Source organism: Telluria sp. ZB4P36 (assembly GCF_059685865.1).
On sequence record NZ_JCASIE010000021.1, the window covers coordinates 1 to 21,334 of the forward strand.

The 21,334-nt window shown below is 67.6% G+C and carries 16 protein-coding genes, 1 pseudogene and 1 riboswitch; of the genes and pseudogenes, 9 read left to right on the top strand and 8 right to left on the bottom strand.

Features of this window, described 5'->3' with window-relative positions; all coding sequences use genetic code 11:
* Positions 1–107: 107 nt before the first annotated feature.
* Both AC56LK_RS21190 and AC56LK_RS21195 read left to right on the top strand, forming a co-directional pair.
* Positions 108–515: pseudogene (locus tag AC56LK_RS21190) on the top strand (SDR family oxidoreductase); the annotation flags it as partial.
* 6 nt (positions 516–521) lie between these two features.
* Positions 522–1,526 (top strand): bestrophin family protein, encoded by a 1,005-nt coding sequence (locus tag AC56LK_RS21195; protein ID WP_497186453.1) that lies wholly within the window; start codon positions 522–524, stop codon positions 1,524–1,526.
* A gap of 10 nt (positions 1,527–1,536) precedes the next feature.
* On the opposite strand, the gene AC56LK_RS21200 is transcribed toward AC56LK_RS21195, so the two are convergent.
* Complete coding sequence (locus tag AC56LK_RS21200; RefSeq protein WP_497186454.1) at positions 1,537–2,535, bottom strand: GlxA family transcriptional regulator; 999 nt, start codon at positions 2,533–2,535, stop codon at positions 1,537–1,539.
* 33 nt (positions 2,536–2,568) lie between these two features.
* Positions 2,569–3,942 carry a D-amino acid dehydrogenase gene (locus tag AC56LK_RS21205; protein ID WP_497186519.1) on the bottom strand — a complete coding sequence of 458 codons (1,374 nt, stop codon included), beginning with the start codon at positions 3,940–3,942 and terminating at the stop codon, positions 2,569–2,571.
* Positions 3,904–4,010: riboswitch (TPP riboswitch) on the bottom strand. Its footprint overlaps the gene before it by 39 nt.
* Positions 4,011–4,252: 242 nt before the next feature.
* On the opposite strand from AC56LK_RS21205, the gene AC56LK_RS21210 reads away from it, so the two are divergent.
* A complete protein-coding gene (locus AC56LK_RS21210; protein WP_497186455.1) occupies positions 4,253–4,918 on the top strand; it encodes a phasin family protein in 666 nt (221 codons plus the stop codon).
* A gap of 37 nt (positions 4,919–4,955) precedes the next feature.
* Here AC56LK_RS21210 and AC56LK_RS21215 read toward each other — a convergent pair whose 3' ends face one another.
* A complete protein-coding gene (locus AC56LK_RS21215) occupies positions 4,956–5,849 on the bottom strand; it encodes a LysR family transcriptional regulator (RefSeq protein WP_497186456.1) in 894 nt (297 codons plus the stop codon).
* Positions 5,850–5,967: 118 nt separating this feature from the next.
* Between AC56LK_RS21215 and AC56LK_RS21220 the strand changes: the two genes are divergently transcribed.
* Both AC56LK_RS21220 and AC56LK_RS21225 read left to right on the top strand, forming a co-directional pair.
* A complete protein-coding gene (locus AC56LK_RS21220; protein ID WP_497186457.1) occupies positions 5,968–6,354 on the top strand; it encodes a RidA family protein in 387 nt (128 codons plus the stop codon).
* Between the two features lie 82 nt (positions 6,355–6,436).
* On the top strand, positions 6,437–6,955 hold the full coding sequence (locus AC56LK_RS21225; protein WP_497186458.1) for a hypothetical protein: 519 nt from the start codon (positions 6,437–6,439) through the stop codon (positions 6,953–6,955).
* Between the two features lie 10 nt (positions 6,956–6,965).
* Here the strand turns inward: AC56LK_RS21225 and queC are convergent, their stop codons facing one another.
* Positions 6,966–7,676: a 7-cyano-7-deazaguanine synthase QueC gene (gene queC, locus AC56LK_RS21230; protein ID WP_497186459.1), complete on the bottom strand. Its 711-nt coding sequence runs from the start codon at positions 7,674–7,676 to the stop codon at positions 6,966–6,968.
* Positions 7,677–7,826: 150 nt separating this feature from the next.
* On the opposite strand from queC, the gene AC56LK_RS21235 reads away from it, so the two are divergent.
* Both AC56LK_RS21235 and AC56LK_RS21240 read left to right on the top strand, forming a co-directional pair.
* Positions 7,827–9,701, top strand: a complete 1,875-nt coding sequence (locus tag AC56LK_RS21235; RefSeq protein ID WP_497186460.1) for an autotransporter assembly complex protein TamA — start codon at positions 7,827–7,829, stop codon at positions 9,699–9,701.
* Positions 9,701–14,158, top strand: a complete 4,458-nt coding sequence (locus tag AC56LK_RS21240; protein WP_497186461.1) for a translocation/assembly module TamB domain-containing protein — start codon at positions 9,701–9,703, stop codon at positions 14,156–14,158. The genes AC56LK_RS21235 and AC56LK_RS21240 overlap by 1 nt, the downstream gene beginning before the upstream one ends.
* A gap of 10 nt (positions 14,159–14,168) precedes the next feature.
* On the opposite strand, the gene AC56LK_RS21245 is transcribed toward AC56LK_RS21240, so the two are convergent.
* Positions 14,169–14,339, bottom strand: coding sequence for a hypothetical protein (locus AC56LK_RS21245; protein WP_436107765.1), 171 nt, complete (start codon positions 14,337–14,339; stop codon positions 14,169–14,171).
* Between the two features lie 105 nt (positions 14,340–14,444).
* On the opposite strand from AC56LK_RS21245, the gene AC56LK_RS21250 reads away from it, so the two are divergent.
* Both AC56LK_RS21250 and AC56LK_RS21255 read left to right on the top strand, forming a co-directional pair.
* A complete protein-coding gene (locus AC56LK_RS21250; RefSeq protein ID WP_497186462.1) occupies positions 14,445–14,963 on the top strand; it encodes a CcdC protein domain-containing protein in 519 nt (172 codons plus the stop codon).
* Positions 14,964–15,123: 160 nt separating this feature from the next.
* Positions 15,124–16,146, top strand: a complete 1,023-nt coding sequence (locus tag AC56LK_RS21255) for a S41 family peptidase (protein ID WP_497186463.1) — start codon at positions 15,124–15,126, stop codon at positions 16,144–16,146.
* 285 nt (positions 16,147–16,431) lie between these two features.
* Here AC56LK_RS21255 and AC56LK_RS21260 read toward each other — a convergent pair whose 3' ends face one another.
* The 3 genes from AC56LK_RS21260 to AC56LK_RS21270 are packed head-to-tail and all read right to left on the bottom strand — an operon-like array spanning position 16,432 to position 21,330.
* Positions 16,432–19,254 (bottom strand): ATP-binding protein, encoded by a 2,823-nt coding sequence (locus AC56LK_RS21260; RefSeq protein ID WP_497186464.1) that lies wholly within the window; start codon positions 19,252–19,254, stop codon positions 16,432–16,434.
* A gap of 8 nt (positions 19,255–19,262) precedes the next feature.
* Complete coding sequence (locus AC56LK_RS21265) at positions 19,263–19,967, bottom strand: hypothetical protein (protein ID WP_497186465.1); 705 nt, start codon at positions 19,965–19,967, stop codon at positions 19,263–19,265.
* On the bottom strand, positions 19,960–21,330 hold the full coding sequence (locus tag AC56LK_RS21270; protein WP_497186466.1) for a hypothetical protein: 1,371 nt from the start codon (positions 21,328–21,330) through the stop codon (positions 19,960–19,962). Before AC56LK_RS21270 ends, AC56LK_RS21265 begins: the two co-directional genes overlap by 8 nt.
* Positions 21,331–21,334 lie beyond the last annotated feature (4 nt).

Here is a 21,334-nt window from a genome sequence, read left to right on the forward strand (position 1 = left end):
AGGCACGTGCCTATCTCTTGCCGGAACGTCGAACGCGCTCCTATCCAAGAGTCGTCAAACAGCCCAGATCCAAGTTTCCAATGAAAAATGCCAGTCAGCTTAACTGACTGGCATTAGAATCCGGCCTGCCCTACACCATCGTGCATTCCACCCAGTTCTTCGAATTCCTGGGCGGGATCGCCGCATCGGCGGCGCAAGGCGACAGCATCGCCCTCTCGCCCGCCTTCGTGCAGCCGATTTCGTCGGACGACGTGGCCCTGGCGATGGCCGACGCCGCCCTCGGCGCGCCGGTGAACGGCATCGTCGAGATCGCCGGCCCGGAGCGCTTCCGTCTGGCCGAACTGGTGCAGCAGTACCTGGTGGCCAGGAAGGACCCGCGTACCGTGCGTGCCGACGTCCATGCCCCCTACTTCGGCGCGGAGCTGCAGGAAGACACGCTGGTGCCGCACGGGAAAGCACAGCTGGGCGCGGTCCGGCTGCAGGGCTGGCTGCAGGCGCAGGCGCCCTCAAGCTGAGCACAAATGCATATCGGAAAGTCCTACGGCCTGGCCGAATTCGTCTACTGGACGCGGCGCAGGATCTACGTCGCCGCGGCGGCGGCCGGCGCGGTCGCGGCGCTCTACCAGCTGGGCGGCTGGCGCTGGCCGGCCTTGCCCTGGCCGGTGCTGGCGCTGCTGGGAACCGCGGCGTCCTTCATCGTCGGATTCAAGAACGTCCAGAGTCATGGCCGCACCGTCGAAGCGCAGCAGATCTGGTCGTCGATTACGGCCTCCAGCCGCTACTGGGGCCTGATCAGCCGCGACTTTCCGGCCGACGAAAACGCCGTCCGCGAGCTGATTCCCCGGCACCTGGCCTGGCTCACGGCGGTCCGCTACCAGTTGCGCACCCCGCGTGTCTGGGAGGCGGCGGCCACCGCCCCGAATGCCGAATACCGGGAGCGCAGCTTCGTGGTGGCGGAACGCAGCATCCCGCTCGAAGCCGAACTGGCCAAGTACCTCCCGCCGGCCACCATCGCGGAACTGCTGGCGGGCGGCGACATCCCTGCCGCGCTGATGTCCCAACAGAGCCGCGCCATCCGCGGCCTGTTCCTCGCCCAGGATCTGCCGGTGCTGCATCACACCGAGATGCAGAAAACCCTCAAGGACCTGATCGACCAGCATGCGCGTGCGCAGCGGATCAAGAATTTTCCTTATCCGCGCCAGTACACGATCGTCAATTCACTGTTCGTGTGGCTGTTCGCCCTGCTGCTGCCCCTCGGGATGGTACGGGAGTTCGCCCAGCTGCCCGCGCCCGCCCTGCTGGACGGGCAGATGGGCTGGTTCGCCGTGCCCTTCAGCGTCCTGATCGCCTGGATGTACCTGGCGCTCGACCAGGTCGGCGAAAGCACCGAGAACCCCTTCGAAGGCGGTGCCAACGATGTTCCCATCACCCATATGTCGCGCGCGATCGAGCAGGAATTGCTTGCGCTGCTGGGATCGGCGCCCGACCGCAGCGCGCCGCCGCCGGACGGCCACATCCTCCTGTAGGCGCGCCTGCCTACGCGGCCGGGCTCTTGGCCAGCTGGCGCCGGTATGCCGAGGGCGTGAGGCCCAGGTTGCGCAGGAAGCTGACGCGCATCCGGTCTTCGTCGCCGAAACCGCATTGCAGGGCGATCTGGTCGAGCTTGCGCTCCGATTGTTCCAGCATCCGCCGCGCCGCTTCGACCCGGAACAGTTCGACCGCCTTGCCCGGCGAACGTCCCGTCCTGCTTTTGTAGACCCGTGAAAAATTGCGGGCGCTCATGCGCGCGCGTTCGGCCAACAGCTCGACGCTGAGGTCGGCATTGTGGAGATTGTCGAGGATCCAGGCATGCAGCGCGTCGAAACCGGCGCTGTCGCGCGACTGCGCCCGCAGCAGTTCGCTGTGCTGCGACTGGCCGCCGGGGCGCTTCATGAACACCACCAGGTCGCGCGCCAGGTCCATGGCGACGGCCCTGCCGCAATCTTCCTCGACCAGGGCGAGCGCCAGATCGATCCCCGCGGTCACGCCGGCCGAGGTCCAGACCTGGTCCTGGCGCACGAAGATGGCATCCCGGTCGACCGTCACGGAGGCGAAGCGCTGTTCCAGCAGGTCCGACATGGCCCAGTGCGTGGCGGCGCGCCTGCCGTCCAGCAGGCCGGCCTGGGCCAGCAGGAAGGCGCCGGTGCAGACCGATGCGGTGCGCCGCGCGCGCGGCGCCGCATGCCGCAGCCAGTCGACGCTCGCATCCAGCTGACCCAGGAGCCCGGCGATGCCGGACGATCCGGGTACGACGATCGTGTCGATGGCGCGCTGGCCGAACGCGGACACGGGCAGCGTGTCGATCACGACGCCTTCTTCGGTGCGCACCGGGCCGCCGTGCAGGCTCACCGTCTGCAATTCGTAGGGAAGCAGGTCGCGCCCGCCCATGTGCCGTTGGGCGGCCCAGAAGACGGTCTGCGGACCGGTCAGGTCGAGCAGACCCGTCCCGGGAAACGCAAGGAACAGGATGAGCGGGGCCTGGCGGGTGGCTGGCATGGCGAACGGGAATGCGATATCGACCCCGGCATCTTACCGGATCGTGTCTGGCCCGGAAAAAGCGACGTGCAGCTCGGGCTTGCGGCCCGAGATGAGATCGGCCAGCGCCCGCCCGGAGCCGCAGGCCATGGTCCAGCCCAGCGTGCCGTGCCCGGTATTCAGGTACAGGTTCGCATAGCGCGTCGCGCCGATGTAGGGGACGTTCGAGGGCGTCAGGGGCCGCAGGCCGGCCCAGTAGCGCGCACGATCGTAATCGCAGGCGCCGGGGAAGAGTTCGCGCACGCGCCGGGTAATCGCCTCGCAGCGCACCGTGTTCAGCGCGCGCGAATAGCCGTCGAGCTCGCAAGTGCCGGCCACGCGCAGGCGCGCGCCGAGCCGCGACAGCACCAGTTTGTGGCCGTCGTCGGTGAGCGACACCGTCGGCGCCGCGGCCGCGTCGATGACTGGATAGGTCGCCGAGTAGCCCTTGCCGGGATAGATCATCAGCCGGATACCCAGCGGCGCCAGCAAGCCGGCCGAAAAACTGCCGAGTGCGACGACGAAGGCGTCCGCGTTCAGCACTCCGTGCCGGCCTTCACCGTCGATGTGCTCCACGCCGCTGATCTTTCCCGCCTCGGCCAGCAGGCGCGTCACGCTCGTGTTGTAGCGGAAGCGGATGCCCGCCGCCTCACCCCTCGCTGCCAGTTGCGCAGTGAAGGCGTGGACGTCGCCCGACTCGTCGCTGGCGGTAAAGTCGCCGCCCACCAGCCGGACCCGCGCTCCGGCCAGCGCGGGTTCGATGCGCAGCACCTCATCGGCACCGATCGTCATGCGCGGGCAGCCCAGGTCGCGCATCGCCGCCGCGGCACGGCAGGCCCGGTCGAACTCGCGCTGGTCGGTGTACACATGCAGGATGCCGCGCGCCAGGTGATCGTAGTCGATTCCGGTCTCGGCACGCAGGGCCTGCAGGCTGCGGCGGCTGTAATCGGCGATGGCGACGATCCGGCGCAGGTTGGCGGCCACCCGCGCAGGGCGGCATTCGCGCACGAACTGCAGGCACCAGCGCCATTGCAGCGGATCGGCGCGCAGGCGGAACAGCAGCGGTGCGTCTTCGCGGCCGAGCGAGCGCAGGACCTTCAACAGGCCGGCAGGGTTGGCCCAGGGCTCGGCATGCGATACCGAAATCTGGCAACCGTTCGCAAAGCTTGTTTCCTGCGCCGGCCCCGGCTGGCGATCGAGCACGGTGACCTCATGCCCTGCCTGCCGCAAGTACCATGCGCAGGCCGTGCCGACCACGCCGGCTCCCAGCACAATGACTTTCATCGGATCCTTGTCTGCGTCTCGGGCGCCTGGGCAGGAGCGGGCAAGGGAGTGGTTGGATGCGGCATGACCGGGATCGCCACGCTTCCCTTCGCCGGCATTATCCAGATCAGGTTCCGAGGGTATCTCTCACCCACGACGCGCGTTCGCGCGGCGCAGGACCCCTAGCGTTTGCCCTTGTCGGGCGCAAGCATTCTATCGCGTTCCAAATGTGTCCGCGGAGAACGACGCGCAAATACTTTTGCCGATTCGTCCCGTGCGCGCCAAAAGGGGCGCATAGTGTCCTGTGTTCGCTCGATGCTTTTCCGATCCTGCATCTTCGCAGCAATCCGCTGCCTCTCCTCGACCCGCCCTCCTGCCGCTCCCGATCCATCGGGACCGTGCCCTCACGCGGCTCGACACCGACAAGGACCTCCCCATGTTCCCTTATTCCCCTTCCAGCAATCCCGCCCTCCGCTCCCATGTGGATTCCCAGCTCGCCTGGTTCAATGACCTCAACAAGACCCTGACCGGCTCCTTCCAGGCCGTGTGCGAAGCCAACCTCAAGCTCAGCCAGAGCATGATCGAAGAAACCATGAACGCCGGCAAGCGCATGCTGTCGAGCGAGCGTCCCTTCGATGCCATGGGTGCGGCCGCGGCCCATGCCCAGCCGGCTTCCGACAAGCTGCGCGCCTACCAGCAGCATCTCTCGCGCCTGGCGGCCGAGGTCCACGTCGAACTGGCCCGCGTCGCCGAGCAGCACGGTCCGGAAACCTCGCGCACCGCCCACGCCCTGGCGGACGACGTGACGCGCGCCGCCGCCGAAGAAAGCGCGCGCAGCATGCGCCAGCAGGAAGAAGTCCTGAAGACCTTCCGCGATCCCTTCCAGCCGGTCGATGCGCAACGCGGCAACGGCGGTGGCAACGGCCATGTCCATGCCGCGGCGAACCTGCATGCCGAGCGCGCCAACGCGAACGCCGGCAGCGGTGCCAGCATGCAGTTCGACGGGCTTGCCGACAACGGTTCCGTGCAGGGCCACGTGCAGGGGCCGGCCGCGCAGCCGGCCCCGCAGGCGGGCAACAAGCCGCCGCGCAAGCCGGGCTGAGAGCATTCCTTGAAACGGCCGGCCTTCCCGGCCGTTTTCACGTTTCGGGCAGCATCAACTCGGCGATCCAGTCGATGAACACGCGCAGTGCCTTGCCGAGATAGCGGTTGGGCGGATAAGCCACGTAGAGCGGCATCGGATCGATGCGCCAGTCGGGAAAGAGCCGCACCAGGGCGCCGCTCGCCGCATGGTCCCGGGCCATGTAATCCGGCAGCCATAGCGCGCCCAGGCCGGCCAGTCCGGCGGTCAGGTAGGCGTTGCCGTCGTCGATCGCCAGCACGTAGCGTCCCGCGATCTTGACGGTCTCGCCGCCGCGGTGCATGGCATAGGGCAGGCCGTTGGACCAGCGAAAGCGCACGATGTAATGAGGCGCATCCTGCAGCGCCAGGGGATGCGCCGGTGTGCCGGCCTGCGCCAGGTAGGATGGCGCCGCGTACACGCCAAGCTGCAGGTCGCCGACGTGGCGCGCCACCAGCGATTCGTCGGTAATCCTGCCGCCGCGCACCACGCAGTCGACGTTCTCGCCGATCAGGTCGACCTTGCGGTCGCTGGCGCCCAGGTCGAACCGGATCTCGGGATAGCGCGCATGGAAGGCCGGCAGCGCCGGTACCAGGATCATGTTGGCGAAGGGACTGGGCACGTCCACCCGCAGCAGGCCGCGCGGCGCCGGGGAAGCGCCCGGCAGGTTGTTCTCGATGTCGTGCAGGTCGGCCAGCAGGCGCACCACGCGCTCGTAGTAGGCGGCGCCATCGAGCGTCACGTTGACCTTGCGCGTCGTGCGGTTGAGCAGCTTGAGGCGCAAGTGGCTTTCCAGCTGCTGCACCAGCTGGGTGACGCTGGTGCGGCTCATGCCGAGGGTCTCGGCCGCCTTCGTAAAACTGCCCGCTTCCACGACCCGGACGAATGCGCGCATGCCGTCGAACCTGTCCATCCTGCTGCTCCCTCGCTGAATTGTCACGATTATACAAACAGTGTTGCGCCGATTTGCCTGTTTATCGCAACAAATTCCAGCGTTAAGCTCCTCTCATCATCCACAGAAGGAGCAAACCATGCGTGACGTCATCTTCCCCACGGGCCGCCAGGCCCTGTATGAAAAGAACCGCTATTCGCCGGCGGTGCGGTCGAACGGCTTCCTGTTCGTGTCGGGACAGGTCGGCAGCCGCGAGGACGGCTCGCCCGAACCGGAGCTGGACGCGCAGGTGCGGCTGGCTTTCCAGAACCTGAACGCCGTGCTGGCGGCGGGCGGCTGCAGCTTCCGGGACGTGGCCGACGTGACCCTGTTCATCGTCGATCCGGAATCGAAGTTCGAACGCATCTGGGAAGTGGCGCGGGACTACTGGGGCGAGGCGCCCTACCCGACTGTCACGGCGGTCGGGGTGACCTGGCTGTACGGCTTCCAGTTCGAGATCAAGGTCGTGGCGCGGCTGCCGGCGTGATGGATGGCGCTGTGAACTTCCGCGCATTTTCCGGCGCGCGGATCAGGCATCATGGCGGTATCGTGATTCCGCCTCCATCGCCATGAACTCTCCCGCAAAGACCTTCCTCGCAGCGCTGCTCCTCGTGGCCGGCGCAACTGCGATTCCAGCCTCGGCATGCCGGGTGTACACGCCGGAGGAAGCCGCCCGCAGGCAGCAGGAAGTCGTGGCCGAGACGAAGGCGCAGTTGCTGGCGCTGAGGGACGAAGCGGACCTGGTCTTCGTCGGGCGCATCGCCATGCTCACGTCCCACGAAGAGACCCTGCCCTCAAGCTCGCCGATCCCCCACCTCGTGCAGGTCTACGGAGCCACCTTCGACCTGGTCGACGACATCAAGGGGAAGTACGCGGCGCAGCAGGTGCTGAGCTTTACCAGGGACAAGACCCGGGTCGTCATCGGCTGCGGGAGCGACATCCGCGCCAGCCTGCCGCGCGCGAACGGCACCGGCGATATGTACCTGGTGTATGCCAGGGCCGGCAAGATCCTGCGGGCCAACCGCATGCCGGAGTGGGAGCTGATGAACGGGCGCCAGGAAGCCGAGTTCCTGCGCGCCGCGAAGTAGGCAGGCCCGTTCAGGCCCCCTTGCCCGCCACGTACTGCGCGTAGCCGCGCGCCCGCAGCGCACAGGCCGGGCAGGTGCCGCAGCCGTGCCCCCACGGGTGCGCGGCGCCGCGCTCGCCCAGGTAGCAGGTGTGGGTGTCGAAGCGGATCAGGTCCACCAGCGCCTCGCCGCCGCAATCCTGGGCCAGCTGCCAGGTTTCTGCCTTGTCGATCCACATCAGGGGAGTCTCGACCTTCAGGCGCGTGGCCATGCCGAGGTTCAGCGCCACCTGCAGCGCCTTCATGGTGTCGTCGCGGCAGTCCGGATAGCCCGAGAAATCGGTTTCGCACATGCCGCCCACCAGCACGGTCAGGCCGCGGCGGTAGGCCACCGTGGCCGCCACCGTCATGAACAGCAGGTTCCGGCCCGGCACGAAGGTGTTCGGCAAGCCGTTTTCCTGCATCGCGATGGCCACGTTGCTGGTCAGGGCCGTGTCCGAGATCTTCGAGATCAGGGACAGGTCGGTCATGTGGTCCTCGCCCAGCCTGGCATCCCAGTCCGGATTGAGTGCGCGCATTTTGGACAGCAGGGTCGGGCGCACTTCCAGCTCGATGGCGTGGCGCTGGCCGTAGTCGAAGCCGATGGTCTCCACGCGCGCATAGCGCTGCAGGGCCCAGGCGAGGCAAGTGGTGGAATCCTGGCCGCCGCTGAAGAGGACGAGCGCGGTGTCGTTGGTAGGCATGATCGGGGTTCGTGGACAGGGGAAACCGCGAATTCTGGCATAAAACCGCGCGCCGCGTCAGCTCCCCAAAACAGACAGGGCCGGGCTTAGCGTCCGTCACCGTTTTTGCCAATCCGTTAAGATTGCCATGAACTTACCCTACGGAGCGCCATGTTTCCTGCAAGATCGAATTCCCGCCGCCTGCGTCCCCTGCCCCGCCTCTTCATGGGGATGGGCGCCCTGGTATTTGCGACCGCAGTCTACGCACAGGAAAGCACCCGGGGAATCGACTACCAGGTGCGCATCGACGCCCCGCGCCAGATCGAGAACATGCTCGAGGAAAACCTCGACCTGATGCGCTGGCGCGGCAACCCGCGCGTCGACATGGAACAGCTGCAGCGCCTGGTCAAGGAAGCCCCGGCCCAGGCCAGGACCTTCATCGCCACCGAGGGCTATTACTCGCCCAAGATCTCGGCCGGCCTCGACACCGGCGGCGGCCGTACGGTGGCGCGCGTGATCGTCGATCCGGGCGAGCCGACCGTGGTCGGCGACATCGACCTGGTGCTGCAGGGCTTCGTCCAGCTCGACAAGGGCGCCGCGCCCTTCGACCCCGCCGCCCTGCGCCAGCGCTGGCAGCTGCCGATCGGCGCGCGCTTCCGCCAGGCCGACTGGGAAGCCGCCAAGCGCGAGCTGCTGCGCGACGTCGCGCAGACCCGCTTCCCGCGCGCGCGCCTGGTCGAGACCAGCGCCACCGTCGATCCGGAAGAACGCCGCGCCCTGCTGCGCGTGGTCATCGACAGCGGCCCGGAGATGCGCTTCGGCGAGCTGCGCATCCGCGGCCTGAAGCGCTATCCGCGCGAGGTGATCACCAACCTGAACAAGATCAAGCCGGGCGACGAGTACAGCGAGGCGGCGCTGCAGGCCCTGCAGTCGCGCCTGCAGGACACCGGCTATTTCAGCAGCGTCGAAGTGAGCGCCGACATGCGCGCCGTCCTCAACGCCGAGCTGAAGGAACTGAAGGAAGGCGACGACGATCCCGACGCGAATTCGGCTGCAAGCGCGGCCACGCCGGAGCCGCCCACCGGCCCCACCGTGCTGCCGGTGCTGGTGCGCGTCACCGAAAACCTGCGCAAGAACGTCGAGGTCGGCGTCGGCTTCTCGACCGATACCGGCGGACGCCTGCAGGCCAGCTACGACGACCTGAACGTGCTCGGCAAGCGCATGAAGAGCGACCTGGTCTACGAACAGAAGCGCCAGACCGCGCGCGTCGACTTCTACTGGCCGACCACGCCCAAGGGCTACAACGACAGCGTCGGCGCCGGCGTCGAGCGCAACGACGTGCGCGGCGAGATCACCACCCTGGCCACGGTCGCCGCGCGGCGCCAGTGGGGCACGCCGCTGCTGGAGCGCAGCCTGACCCTGGAAGCCCTGGTCGAAAAGCGCGAGGTGCCGCCCGATCCGTCCACCAACACGCGCAGCCTGCCGCTCACCTACAGCATCACCCGCCGCAAGCTCGACAGCCTGATCCAGCCGACCAACGGCTATGTGCTGCAGGGCCAGCTGGGCGGCGCCCTGCTGCCGATCCTGACCGACGAAAAATTCCTGCGCCTCTACCTGCGCGGCCAGATGTTCAAGCCGCTGGGCGAGAGCGGCACCCTGGTGCTGCGCGGCGAATTCGGCGCGGTGGCGGCCAAGGACAAGATCGGCGTGCCAAGTACATTCCTGTTCCGCGCCGGCGGCGACCAGTCGGTGCGCGGCTACGGCTACCGCGAACTGGGCGTGGGCGAGAACGGCGCCATCGTGGGCGGCAAGTACCTGGCCACGGCCAGCGCCGAGTACCAGTACTGGTTCCGCCCGCCCTGGGGCGTGGCCTTCTTCTACGACGTCGGCAATGCCGCCGACAAGGTCGGCGACCTGCAGCCGAAATCCGGCTTCGGCGTCGGCGCGCGCTGGCGCAGCCCGGTGGGCCCGATCAACGTCGACGTCGCCTATGGCCACGCCGTGAAAAAGGCGCGCCTGCACTTCTCCCTGGGATTCACCTTCTGATGGACACGAACGACACCGCGCCAAGCCAGGCGCCCGCCCCCGCACCGCACAAGCGCCGCTGGCCGCGCCGCGTCGCCATCGGCGTGGTCGTGACCGGCGTGATCGTCGGCGGCACCCTGTGGTACCTGGGCCGCGAAACCACGCTGCAGATGATCGCGCAAAAGGTCGCCGCCTCCACCGGGGGCAAGCTCACCCTCACCGGCGTGCGCGGCTCCCTGTACGGCGCCATGTACATCGAACGCATCGTCTGGCGCACCGACGAGCAGCTGGTCGTCGCCAACAAGATCAATCTGCGCTGGTCGCCCGGACAGATCGTCTCGCGCGGCATCCTGGTGGACACCCTGCATGCGGCCACTATGCGGGTCGAGATGCTCAAGGAAAGCGAGGAGCCCTCGACCATGCCGGTCAAGCTGGCGCCGCCCTTCACCGTCTCGATCGACGATGCGCGCCTGAACCGCGCGAGCTTCGTGAACGAGGGTGCCGAGACCCACATCGACAACATCCGCCTGCGCCTGGACGGCAACAAGCAGCGCTGGCAGGTACGCGACGCCGCCGCCGTGACGCCCTGGGGCGACGTGGCGGCAAACGGCACGATCGGCGCCCGGCGTCCCTTCAAGCTGGATGCCAGCGCCAGCCTGACGCAGTCGCAAGCCAAGGCCGAAGGTGGGGCAACTTCGCGTGCCGCCCAGCTGCGCCTGAAGGTCGGCGGCGACCTGGAAACGACTCTGGTCGATGCGAACGGCCAGGCCGGCCGCGCCGTGGGCGACGCCCGCTTCGTGCTCTCGCCCTATGCCGAGATCCCGCTGCGCGAGATGCGCATCAAGGGCCGCAACGTCGACCCGGGCTTCTTCAACCCGGCGCTGCCGACGGCCGACCTGAGCTTCGCCGTCACGGGCAAGCTGGACGACAAGCGCAATATCAGCGGCCGCGTCGACATCAGCAACGACGGCCCGGAAGGCACGATCGACAAACAGCGCCTGCCGCTGCGTGTGATGCGCGGCCAGCTGGGCGGGAGCCTGGATGCCCTGCGGGTGTCCGACGTATTGATGGACTTCGGCGCGGCCGGCCGCTTCACGGGCCTAGGGGGCGTCCAGCGCGAAAAAGACCAGGAAGGAATCGGCACCGCGCGCTTCACCCTGCACACCGAGCGCTTCGACCTGAAGCACATCTACTCCACCATGAAGCCGACCGCCATCCGCGGCGACATCCAGGTGACCAATGCCGGCACGACCCAGACCCTGCAGGCGAACCTGGCCGACAAAACCTTGCGCCTTGCCGCGCTGGCGACGCTGGAAAACAATATTGTGACGGTGCGCGAAGCGCGCCTGTCGAGCGGCGGCAGCCGGATAGACGTCAGCGGCAACATGAACCTGCTCGACGACAAGGCCTTCAAGGCCAGCGCCAGCGCCAGCCGCTTCAATCCGGCCGATTTCGGCGACTTCCCGCAGGCCGACATCAATGCCAGCGTCAACGCGGCCGGCGCCCTCGCCCCCGCATGGCGCGTCGACGCCGACTTCGCCGTGCGCCGCAGCCGCGTGCTGAACCAGCCGTTGTCGGGCGCAGGCAAGCTGCGCGCCGACGCCAGGCGCATCAGCGGCATCGACGCCGACCTGGCGCTGGGCCAGAACACGGTCGCCCTCAACGGCGCCTTCGGCGGCGCCGGCGACAAGCTCCAATGGCGCCTCGACGGCCGCCAGCTGTCGGCGCTGCGCAGCGATCTGTACGGCGCGGTGACGGCGAACGGCGTCGCCACCGGGGCCATGGCTGCCCCGCGCACCAGCTTCGAGCTGAATGCGAACGGCCTCGGCTGGGTCGCCGCCCAGCGCAAGAATGCGGGTGGCAGCCTGCGCGCCAGCGGCGATGCCTGGCTGGCCGGCGCCGCAGGCGCCCGCTTCGTGGAAGCGAAGATGAGCGGCGCGATGCAGCGCTTCAATCCGGCCGCCTTCGGCTCGCCGCTGGCCGGCTCGATCAGCGGCACTTTCGACGCCGGCGGCCGCAGCGGCGCCGACTGGCGCGGCGCCCTCGACCTGCGCGTGCAGGACTCGACCCTGTCGAGTTCTCCGCTGTGGGGCCACGCCAGACTCACGGCCGACCGCCGCCACATAGCGAATGCGGACGTCGACCTGCACGTGGGCGCCAATGTGGTCGCGGCCAAGGGCAGCTTCGGCGCCGGCAGCGACCAGCTGGCCTGGCGCATCGACGCGCCGCAACTGGCCGCGCTCGGCCCCGACTTCGCCGGCCTGCTGCGCGGCCAGGGCAGCCTGTCGGGCACCATGGACGCGCCCTCCTTCAGCGCCGCGCTGGAAGGCCAGAACCTGCGCCTGCTCGGCACCCACAACATCCGCGCGCTGCGCGCCAACGCCACCCTCGGTTCCGGCCGCGGCGCGCGCGACGCGCTGGCGAGCGACATCCAGGTCACCGAGTACGTCAGCGGCGAAACGCGCGTCGCCTCGGCCAGCCTGAAGACCGAAGGCACGCGCGGCGCCCACACCCTGCGCGCGGCCGCCGTCGGCGATGCCTTCGATGCCAATCTCGAGGTGCGCGGAGGCTGGACGCGCGACACCTGGAGCGGCACCCTGGCCGCGCTGCAGAACCGCGGCCGCTACGCGATGGCGCTGCAGGCGCCGGTCCCGCTGCGCATCGGCGGCGCGCCGGGCAGCGGCGTGATGGGCCTGGCCAAGCCGCAGAACATCGCCTTCAACGGCGCCGTCGTCAGGCTGCCGGCGGGCAGCATCACGATCGATTCGCTGGTCAAGAACGGCCCGCGCTGGAATAGCAAGGGCCATGCGGACAACGTGCCGCTGGCCTACCTGGCGCAGTTCTCGCCGGCGATCCGCGACAATGCGCGCGGCGACCTGACCCTGGGCGCGCGGTGGGCGCTCGACTTGCGCACGGCACGTGCCAACGGCGCTGCCACCGGCGGCGCCCCGGCGCTGGACGGCATGGTCCATGTATTCCGCGAAAAGGGCGACCTGATCGCCGGCAGCGACCAGCCGGTGCCGCTCGGCCTGCGCACCCTGGATGCGCAGGCCGACGTCGTCGGCAGCTCGCTGCGCGTGCGGATGAACCTGGACGGCGCCCGCACCGGCAACGCCAAGGTCGATGCCACGGCCCAGCTGCTGCAGGGCCGCCTCGATCGCGACAGCCCGATGCGCATGACGGCCAATGCCAACATGGCCTCGATCGGCTGGCTGGCCTCGTTCGCGGGGCAGTCGGGTCTGGAACTGGACGGCGCGCTGCGCCTGGCCCTGACCGGCAGCGGCACCATCGGCACCCCGCGCCTGGACGGCAGCGTCCAGGGCGACAAGCTGTCGGTGCGCTGGCCGGAGCAAGGCGTGCGCCTGCAGAACGGCGAGCTGCGCGCGGGCCTGGCCGGCGACCAGTTGCAGCTGCAGCGCCTGTTCTTCCAGGGCCGCCAGGGCAGCGCCTCGGCCGAAGGCTTCCTGCGCTTCTCGAGCGGCCTGGCCGCGGCCGACCTGCGCCTGACGCTCGACAAGCTCGAAGCACTGTCGCGCCCGGACCGCACCGTGGTCCTGAGCGGCTCGGCCTCGCTGGTGCGCGATGCCGAGCGCTTTGCCCTGGAGGGCAATGTGCGCGCCGACCGCGCATTGATCGAATTCGCGCCCCAGGGCCGCCCGACCATGTCGGACGACGTCATCGTGCTGGGCCAGGGCGGCGCCAGGCCGGTCCCCTCGAACAAGAAAGAAGAGCTGCCACTCACGATCGACCTGCGCGCCAACCTCGGCGACGAGTTCCGCCTGCGCGGCCTCGGCATCGACGCTACCCTGGCCGGCAACGTCCGCGTGCGCAAGGTCGGCGCCGGCGCGCCGCGCGTCAACGGCAGCATCCGCGCGGTCGAAGGCGATTACGCGGCTTACGGCCAGAAGCTGGAGATCCGGCGCGCCGTCATCACCTTCAGCGGCCCCTACGACAACCCGGCCCTCGACGTACTCGCGGTGCGCGCCCAGCCCGAGGGCGAACAGCTGTCGGAGACCAACGTGGAAGCCGGCGTGCAGGTGCGCGGCACGGCGCAGTCGCCCGATGCCCGCCTGGTGTCGACGCCGAACGTGCCGGACAGCGAGAAGCTGTCCTGGCTGGTACTCGGCCACGGCATGGAAGGCACGAGCGGCAACGAGAAGGACGTGCTGGCGGCCGCGGCGGGCGCACTGCTCGGCGGCAAGGGTGGCACCGGCGGCATCACCCAGAAACTGGCGACCTCGCTCGGCGTGGACGAACTGGGGCTGAAGCAGGCGGAAAGCGGCGGCGGCCTGGAGGGCACCGTGGTGACCGTGGGCAAGCGCATCTCTTCGCGCACCTACCTCAGCTTCGAGCAGGGCGCGACCACGGCCTCGAGCCTGGTGCGCCTGCGCTACAAGTGGACCCCGAAGATCACGCTGCAGTTCCAGACCGGCACCAATACCGCGCTGGACGTGCTGTACTCCTGGGCCTTCGATTGATTAAGCGAAATTAATGCAAGACGCTGGGCTTGTGATCGGGCACCGGGTCCTCGTTTTGCGGCGTATGCGGATGGCCGGGCTGGTGGTGCGGATGCGGCGCGTCGAAGGGCTCAGGCGCCGGTTCCTCGACGGGGGCCGGGTCCGGTGCGCGGTGCGCTTCCACGGGGAAAACAGCATTCATGGCAGGGATCTCCTCGAGACAGGCGGAGCAGACACCTTATCATGATGCGCAAGGGTGGCGCGCCCGGCTCCATTACAATAGCGGCCTCATTACATTCAGCCCACCATGGACCTTTCGATCACCACCCTCGCCCTGCTCGTCCTGACCCCGCTGCTGGTCTGGCGCGTCTACAACCGCGTCAAGGCCCAGATGACGCGCCAGCGCTCGATCGTGTCGCGCCACTACACCGGCGTGCTGGTGTTCGGCGCCATGATCCTGGTGCCGATGACGCAGCTGTTCGATAACCTGACCAACCTGGCCGCCCTGCTGGCCGGTTCTGCGTTCGGCGCCGGCTGGGGCCACTACGCCCTGAGGCGGACCCGCTTCGAGGACACCGAGCAGGGCTACTACTTCACACCACCGGCACGGCTGGGCATCCTGATGGCGATGATCCTGGTGGCGCGCATCCTCTATCTCGGGGTGGAAATCTATGCGAACCAGGGCAAGGGGATTCCGGCGCCGAAGCTGGCGGACGATATGCTCACGATGCTGTGCGTCGGTCTGACGGCGGCTTACTTCGAGCGGTATTCGGCGGGCTTGCTGCTGTGGCGGCGCAAGCTGCGCAAGGCGGTGGATGTCGAATGATGTCGTCGGCGGAGCCATCCGCCAGCCTTTTCCATACTCAGCCAGCATGAAATGCGGCCAAGCACCGCGATAAGTAGACACTGTTGTCTAGAAAAGCTATCCTAGGTCGAAGAAATGCAAGGCTGAAGACAGCCGATATTCATCTCTTCGAGGAGTGTTCATGCACCGCTGCGCCCTACTGATCGCCGCACTTTTCCTGACATGCCCAGCCCGGGCGGAGCCTGGACCCGTCGCCGCACGGACAGCCACGATACAAGCCATCGTCAATGAATTGAACACCTCGTACATCGATGTCGATAAAGCACGACAACTAGACGCGGTGTTGCGCCGCGCAGATCTCGGCAAGGCGATGAGTGACGAAGTCTTTGCGAAGACGGTGACGCAGATAATGCAGGACGCGACCAAGGACTCCCACCTGCGTCTCATGTACAGCGCCGAGCCGATTCCGGAACAGCGAAGCAGCAAACCCTCCCTGGCTGACATCGCTCAACGGCAGGCGCTGCTTCGGAAGGAAAATTTCGGCATCGAACGCGTCGAACGTCTGCCTGGAAATATCGGTTATTTGAAGACAAGCTTCTTCGCTCCTGCCGGAGACTCGGCGCCCTTCATTGGCGCAGCCATGACGCTGCTAGCCAACACGGACGCGCTCATCATCGACTTGCGAGAGAACGACGGCGGTTCCACCGATGGCGTCCCCCTGTTGGCGAGTTACTTATTCGATGAGCGGGTGCACATCGCCGACCTGTACCGGCGCGAAGGCAATGTCACTGAACAGCAATGGACGTCCCTGGCTGTGCCGGGCACCCGCTTCGGTTCCGACAAAGACGTCTATCTGCTGACCAGCAAGTCGACGTTCTCGGCCGCCGAAGGGCTGGCCTTCGCATTGAAAAACAAGCAGCGCGTCACGATCGTCGGTGAAACGACGCGCGGCGGCGCCCACCCGTCGCGCATCAAGAAAATCGGTGCGCATTTTCGGCTCATGCTGCCGACATCCACGGCCCGTGATCCTGTCACGCTCAAGGACTGGGAAGGCGTCGGCGTGGCGCCGGATCTCGCGGTACCCGCCGCAGAAGCATTCACCCGAGCACAGCTGCTCATCCTCAAAAAATTCCAGGCGAGCACGCAGGATGCGAAGACCCGGGCAGCGCTCCAACAGCGCATTGACGAGCTTGTTCCACGCTAAGACGCCGGAATCCGTGCGCGTCGCTTCGGACGCCGCAGCATGACGTCCAGGACCAGATCCGCGAAGCATCCAAAAGGCGCATGCAGGGAACGCGCAGGATTCCAGCGCCCCTGGGCGTAGACGCCCTTGGCGTGGCTCATGCAGTAAGCCTGCCATGCGGGCCGGCAGGCCTTGCATCACCGGGGCGTCACCGGCGCGTACTTGACCACCAGCTCGCTATACAAGCCCATCAGCTTGTTGAACGCCGCATTCGCGCCCAGACCGCAGGTCTGGCGCCCCTTGGTCTTATGCGGCTTTCGCCTCGTCTTTCCTCCGCTGCAGCACGAAGATCGGCTGCGCCCACTGCACGTCCTTCTTCTTCTTGCTGGTGATTAGCGTCAGCTCCGACGGATCGTAGACGTCCGTGTTGTGCGTCAGCGGCGTGGTCATCAGGTACTGCGCGTCGGTGTTCTTGAGGAACTCGCCCACCAGCTGGATGTTGCGGATGTCCAGGTGCGCGAAGGGTTCGTCGATGAACACGAAGCCGCCCGAGCCTTCTTCCGACTTCAGCAGGCCGATCAGCAGCACCAGCGACTTCATCACCTGCTGGCCGCCGGAGGCTTCGCCGTCGTTCATGCCGATCTGGTCCTTGCCGTCGAACTTGAAGCGTACGTGCAGGCCGGCCTGGGCCAGTTGCACGTCGTCGTTCTCCAGGCGCACCGGGTCGGCCTGGACGTCGATGCCGGCCAGCTCGCCCAGCTCCTTGATGTTCTTGGAGTAGGTCTTGATGGTGTAGCGCAGGCGCTCGATGTAGGCGCCGCGCGCGTTGGCGGTGGCCTCGATCGCGCGGTTGTTCTGGTAGCGGCGCTCCTCGGTCTCGCTCTGGCGGCCGGACAGCTGGTCGTTCAGGCGCGCGTACTGGTCGATGACCGTCGCGTCCTGTTCCCAGTCCTCGCGTCCCAGCGCATGCTCGAGCGAGGACAGGCGCAGGTTGACCTGGTGCGCGTTCTGGTGCTTGGCCACGATAGCGCCGCGCCAGCCGGCGTTCTTCCAGTTCTTCGGCACGTGGCGCCAGCCCTTGCGCAGATCCAGCAGCGCCTTCGCGTGCTCGGCGCGCTGTTCGATGGTGCGGCGGTTGTTCAGGCGCATGCCGGCTTCCGCTTCGGACAGGGCCATGCGCGCGTTCTGCCACACGGTGTCGGCACGGGTGCGCGCCACCGTCGCGTTCTTGGTCAGCATCGACAGCTCGCCCAGGCGTGCACCCACTTCGAGGCGCTCGGCCTTGAGCGGAGCCAGCGCGCGTGCGGCTTCCTCGAACTCGGCCTGGCGCGCCGACAGTTCCTTGGCGGCGTCGACGCCGGCGATGCGGCCCTTCAGCGCGCCCACTTCCGCGGCCAGCTTGCTGATCGCCAGGGTCAGCGCGTCTTCCTGCGCTTCCAGGCTAGGCAGCAGCTTCTGGATCGCTTCCAGGCGCTGGGTCTTGCCGGCCGAGCCGAAGCGGTAGCGCGACGGCTCGACGAACAGCGAGCGTCCGCCGCGGCGTTCGCGGTGGTAGGCGTCCGGCGTGATCCATTCGTCGGCCTTGGCCTTGAAGCCGGCGTCCACCGATTCCACACGCTCGATGCGCTCCAGCTGGTCGATCAGCCAGCCCGGCGCCTTGCCCGAGAAGCGCACCACCGACAGCAGGCTGTCATCCTTGACCACCGGCGCTTCCACGCAGTCCGGCACGATGAAGTGGCGGTAGCGCTCCTTCTCGGCCAGGCGGTAAGCCGCCGGCGCATCCTTGGCTTTCTCCAGCAGCACCACCGAGGCGTAACCGCCCAGCACACCCTCGACCGCGCCCTGCCACTTTGGATCGGTCACTTCGACGATGTCCGACAGCATGGCGTGCGGGATGCCCTCGTCGCGCAGGGCGCGGCGCATCTGGCGCTGGGCTTCCGGCTCCGGCATTGCGCTCTTGCCCTGCAGCGCGGAGATAGTGGCCAGCTCGCCCGCGATCTTGGCGGCGATGTTGTCGCGCGCCGCCTTCTGCTTGGCCAGCTCGGCTTCTTTTTCGTTGAGCTGGTTGGCCACCGCGGCCAGGTCGGCGCCGGCGTCCGCCGACAGCTTCTGCAGGCGTTCCTTCTGCTCGGCCAGGCTCTCCAGCGGCTTGAGCTTCTGGTTGACCTGCGTGAGGCGGCTGGCCAGTTCGGTGGCTTCCTGTTCCAGCTGGGTTTCCAGCTTCTGCGCCTCGGTCAGGGCGCGCTGCTGGGCCGCCAGCTGCTGGCGCTTCTCGGCCAGGATGGAATCGGCCTGCAGCAGGGGCTTGCGTGCTTCGCGCATAGCGCGGCTGATGGCCGCCGCCTTTTCACGGGCCTCGTGGTATTCGAGCGCCGGCAGCACTTCTTCCTGCAGCGCGCGCTTTTCCTTGTGCAGGTCTTCCCACTGGTGGTAGTTGGCCACGCGCAGGCGCAGGCCCTCGAGGTTGACGCGCGAGGTTTCCAGCTCCGCCTCGAAGCGCTTCAGCTCCGTCTCGGTGTCGCGCTGGTGGCGCTTGGCTTCGTCGTAGGCGTCCAGCACTTCCTTGTCGCCGAAGACCTGGAATACCAGGTCGAGCAGCTGGCGCGGCGCGTATTCGCATAGTTTATCGGTCTCGCCCTGCTCCAGTGCCAGCACTTTCGACATCGCCGGCGACAGGCCGGCCGAGGCGAGGCGCTTCTTGTAGTTCTCGACGCCGAGCCAGTCGGTGGCTTCGGTGACTTCCTCGATCTCGACGTTACCCGGGCGCATCAGGTACTGGCGCTTCCAGTCGCCGCCGTTCTTCTGCACCTGGCAGAACAGGGTCACTTCATCGTCGGCGAAGAAGCCGGAATGGCGGAAGGGACGGTTGGACAGCTGCTTGCCGACCGGCTTGTTGTCGACCACGGCGCGCAGCCAGGCACTCTGCTGGCCCGAGTGGCGCGCATAGTGCTTGTAGGTGCGGCCCATCGAGCAGTCCAGGCCGAACAGGGTGCGCAGCGCGTCGAGCAGCGTGGTCTTGCCGGAGCCGTTCTGGCCGGCGATCGTGATGATCTTGGCGTCCAGCGGGATGTTCTTGATCCGCTGCCAGTAATCCCAGTGGACCAGTTCGAGTGATTTGATGTGGAACATGGGCTACCTCAGGTCGGGGTTTCAGCGTCGTCGGCGGTTTCCACCACGGCGTCATTGGCGGCGTCGATCTTGCGCGGGGCCGCAGCCAGCGGCGCGCGCTTGAACACGTCGGCCAGCGCGCCATTGATGATGCGTTCCTTCAGCACGTCGGTGTCCATCATCAGGTCCAGCAGCGGGCCCTCCAGGATCACGTCGCCGCGGCGCTCGATGAAGCCGAGCTTCGACAGCACGCCCAGGTTCATGTCCATGCGGGTCTTCTTGCCCAGCTTGTCGCCGAAGTCGGACAGCAGCGCGGTGTAGGAGATGCCGATCGAGGTGTCCTCGGCGCGCGGGATCGGCGCGTCCTTCTCGAACATGTCGGTCTGGTCGTCCGCCACCGTGACGTGGGTCTCCTGGCGCTCGCGCTTGGGCAGGATGATCTGCGCCCACAGCACCACCAGCAGGGCCACGCCGTCGCGGGTCAGGCCGAAGTTATTGTTCTGCCAGATGTCCTTGGCGCCGAAGATCTTCGGCTCGACGTTGCGGTGCAGGGCGATCGTGACGTGGTCGGCATAGACGTTGTCGAGCAGCTTCAGGCCGCATTCGAGCAGGCGCTTGTCGACTTCGATGCGGAACTGCTCGTCCGACAGCGCGCGCTTGACCATCTTGTCGTCGCGGCGCAGGGTCTGGTGCGTCAGCAGGCGCGCGATCAGGATTTGTGCGTCGTCATTCATCGGTGTTACCGCTTTCAGGATTCAGTGAGAGGGTGGCGATCGACATCGCCGCCACTTCCGGGTCGTCGAGCTGGATCATCTCGTCGGTAGGCTCGAATTTCACGGGCAGGCGCGCCAGCTCGGCGGTCGCGCCCTGCAGGCTGGCCTCGGCGGCGTCGCCCAGCAGCGGCAGCAGCGAGGCGCGGTAGGACGCCACGGCGAAGCTGGCCGGCAGCAGGGATTCGTGCAGCGCCACCTTCTTCGGGCCGCTCTCCGAGAATTCGGGGAAGTTGCCGAGGTTGGCGAAGTCGGCCAGCTTGTTGATCCAGTCGTTCAGTTCGGCCTGCATGGCCGGGTTGTCGTCGACCGTCAGCGGCGCGTCGGTACCGGCCGGCAGGCCTTTGGGGCCGGTCGACACCACGCGCTCGAGCAGCAGCTCGGTCTCGGCCACGTCGATCATCTCGGCCGGGGTGCCGAACAGCGGCACCACCGGGCGGTCGATCGCCTCCTCGGCCAGGCTGGCCAGGTCTTCGTGGGCCAGCAGCCAGCGTTTCACGTCGGTGGTCGACAGGCCGGACTGGCCCAGGTGCACGCGCTGGCGCTCGATCTGGTTCAGGGCGCGCGAGAACATGCCCTGCATGTTCAGCAGCGCGCTCTGGGCGCGGCCGATCGCCTGCGCCGCCTTGTGCGTGGCCGAATCGGCGTTCGGGTCCATCGTGATCGCACGCAGGATGACCGAACCCTTCTCGACCCAGTCGCAGGCCATGTGCCACTTGGCCTGCGAGGTGCGCAGGCGGAATTCGGAACCCGAGGCGATGGCGTCGCGGAATTCCTCGGTCAGCTCCACCAGGCGGCCCAGCAGGTGGCGCAGCTGCTCCACGGTGACGCCGCCCACGGCCTGGGCGCCGGCCACCTGCGACAGCAGGAAGCCCATCTCGGCGTCGTCTTCTTCCGGCTTGGCCAGCGCGATCAGGGTGTCCAGGGCGGACAGCACGTTGCGCGCCAGCGGCGTGATGCGGTAGACGGCGGCCGGAGCGTCCCAGGCCAGCAGGCCGTGGCCGCGCAGGCGGTTCAGCACCGTTTCCAGGCTTTCCGCGGTCAGGTAGGCCAGCTTGTTGTTGATGTCGGCGCGCGAGAAGGCCGAGCTGCCGGTGTCGCTGGCCAGCTCGCGCAGGACCAGCAAGCGCACCAGCACGCCGTCCTGGGTGCCATGGAACAGCGCCGTGAAGGCCGACAGCATGGGCTGGGCGCGCTTGAGGTGGTAGACCTGCTCGATCTCGTCGGGCGCGACACCGTTCTGGAAGTGCGCCTGCAAAGGGTCGTCTTCCAGCGGAGTCGAAAGGGAATCTACGGCGAGCGCCGCGCCGGCAAGGTGGTCGATCATATAA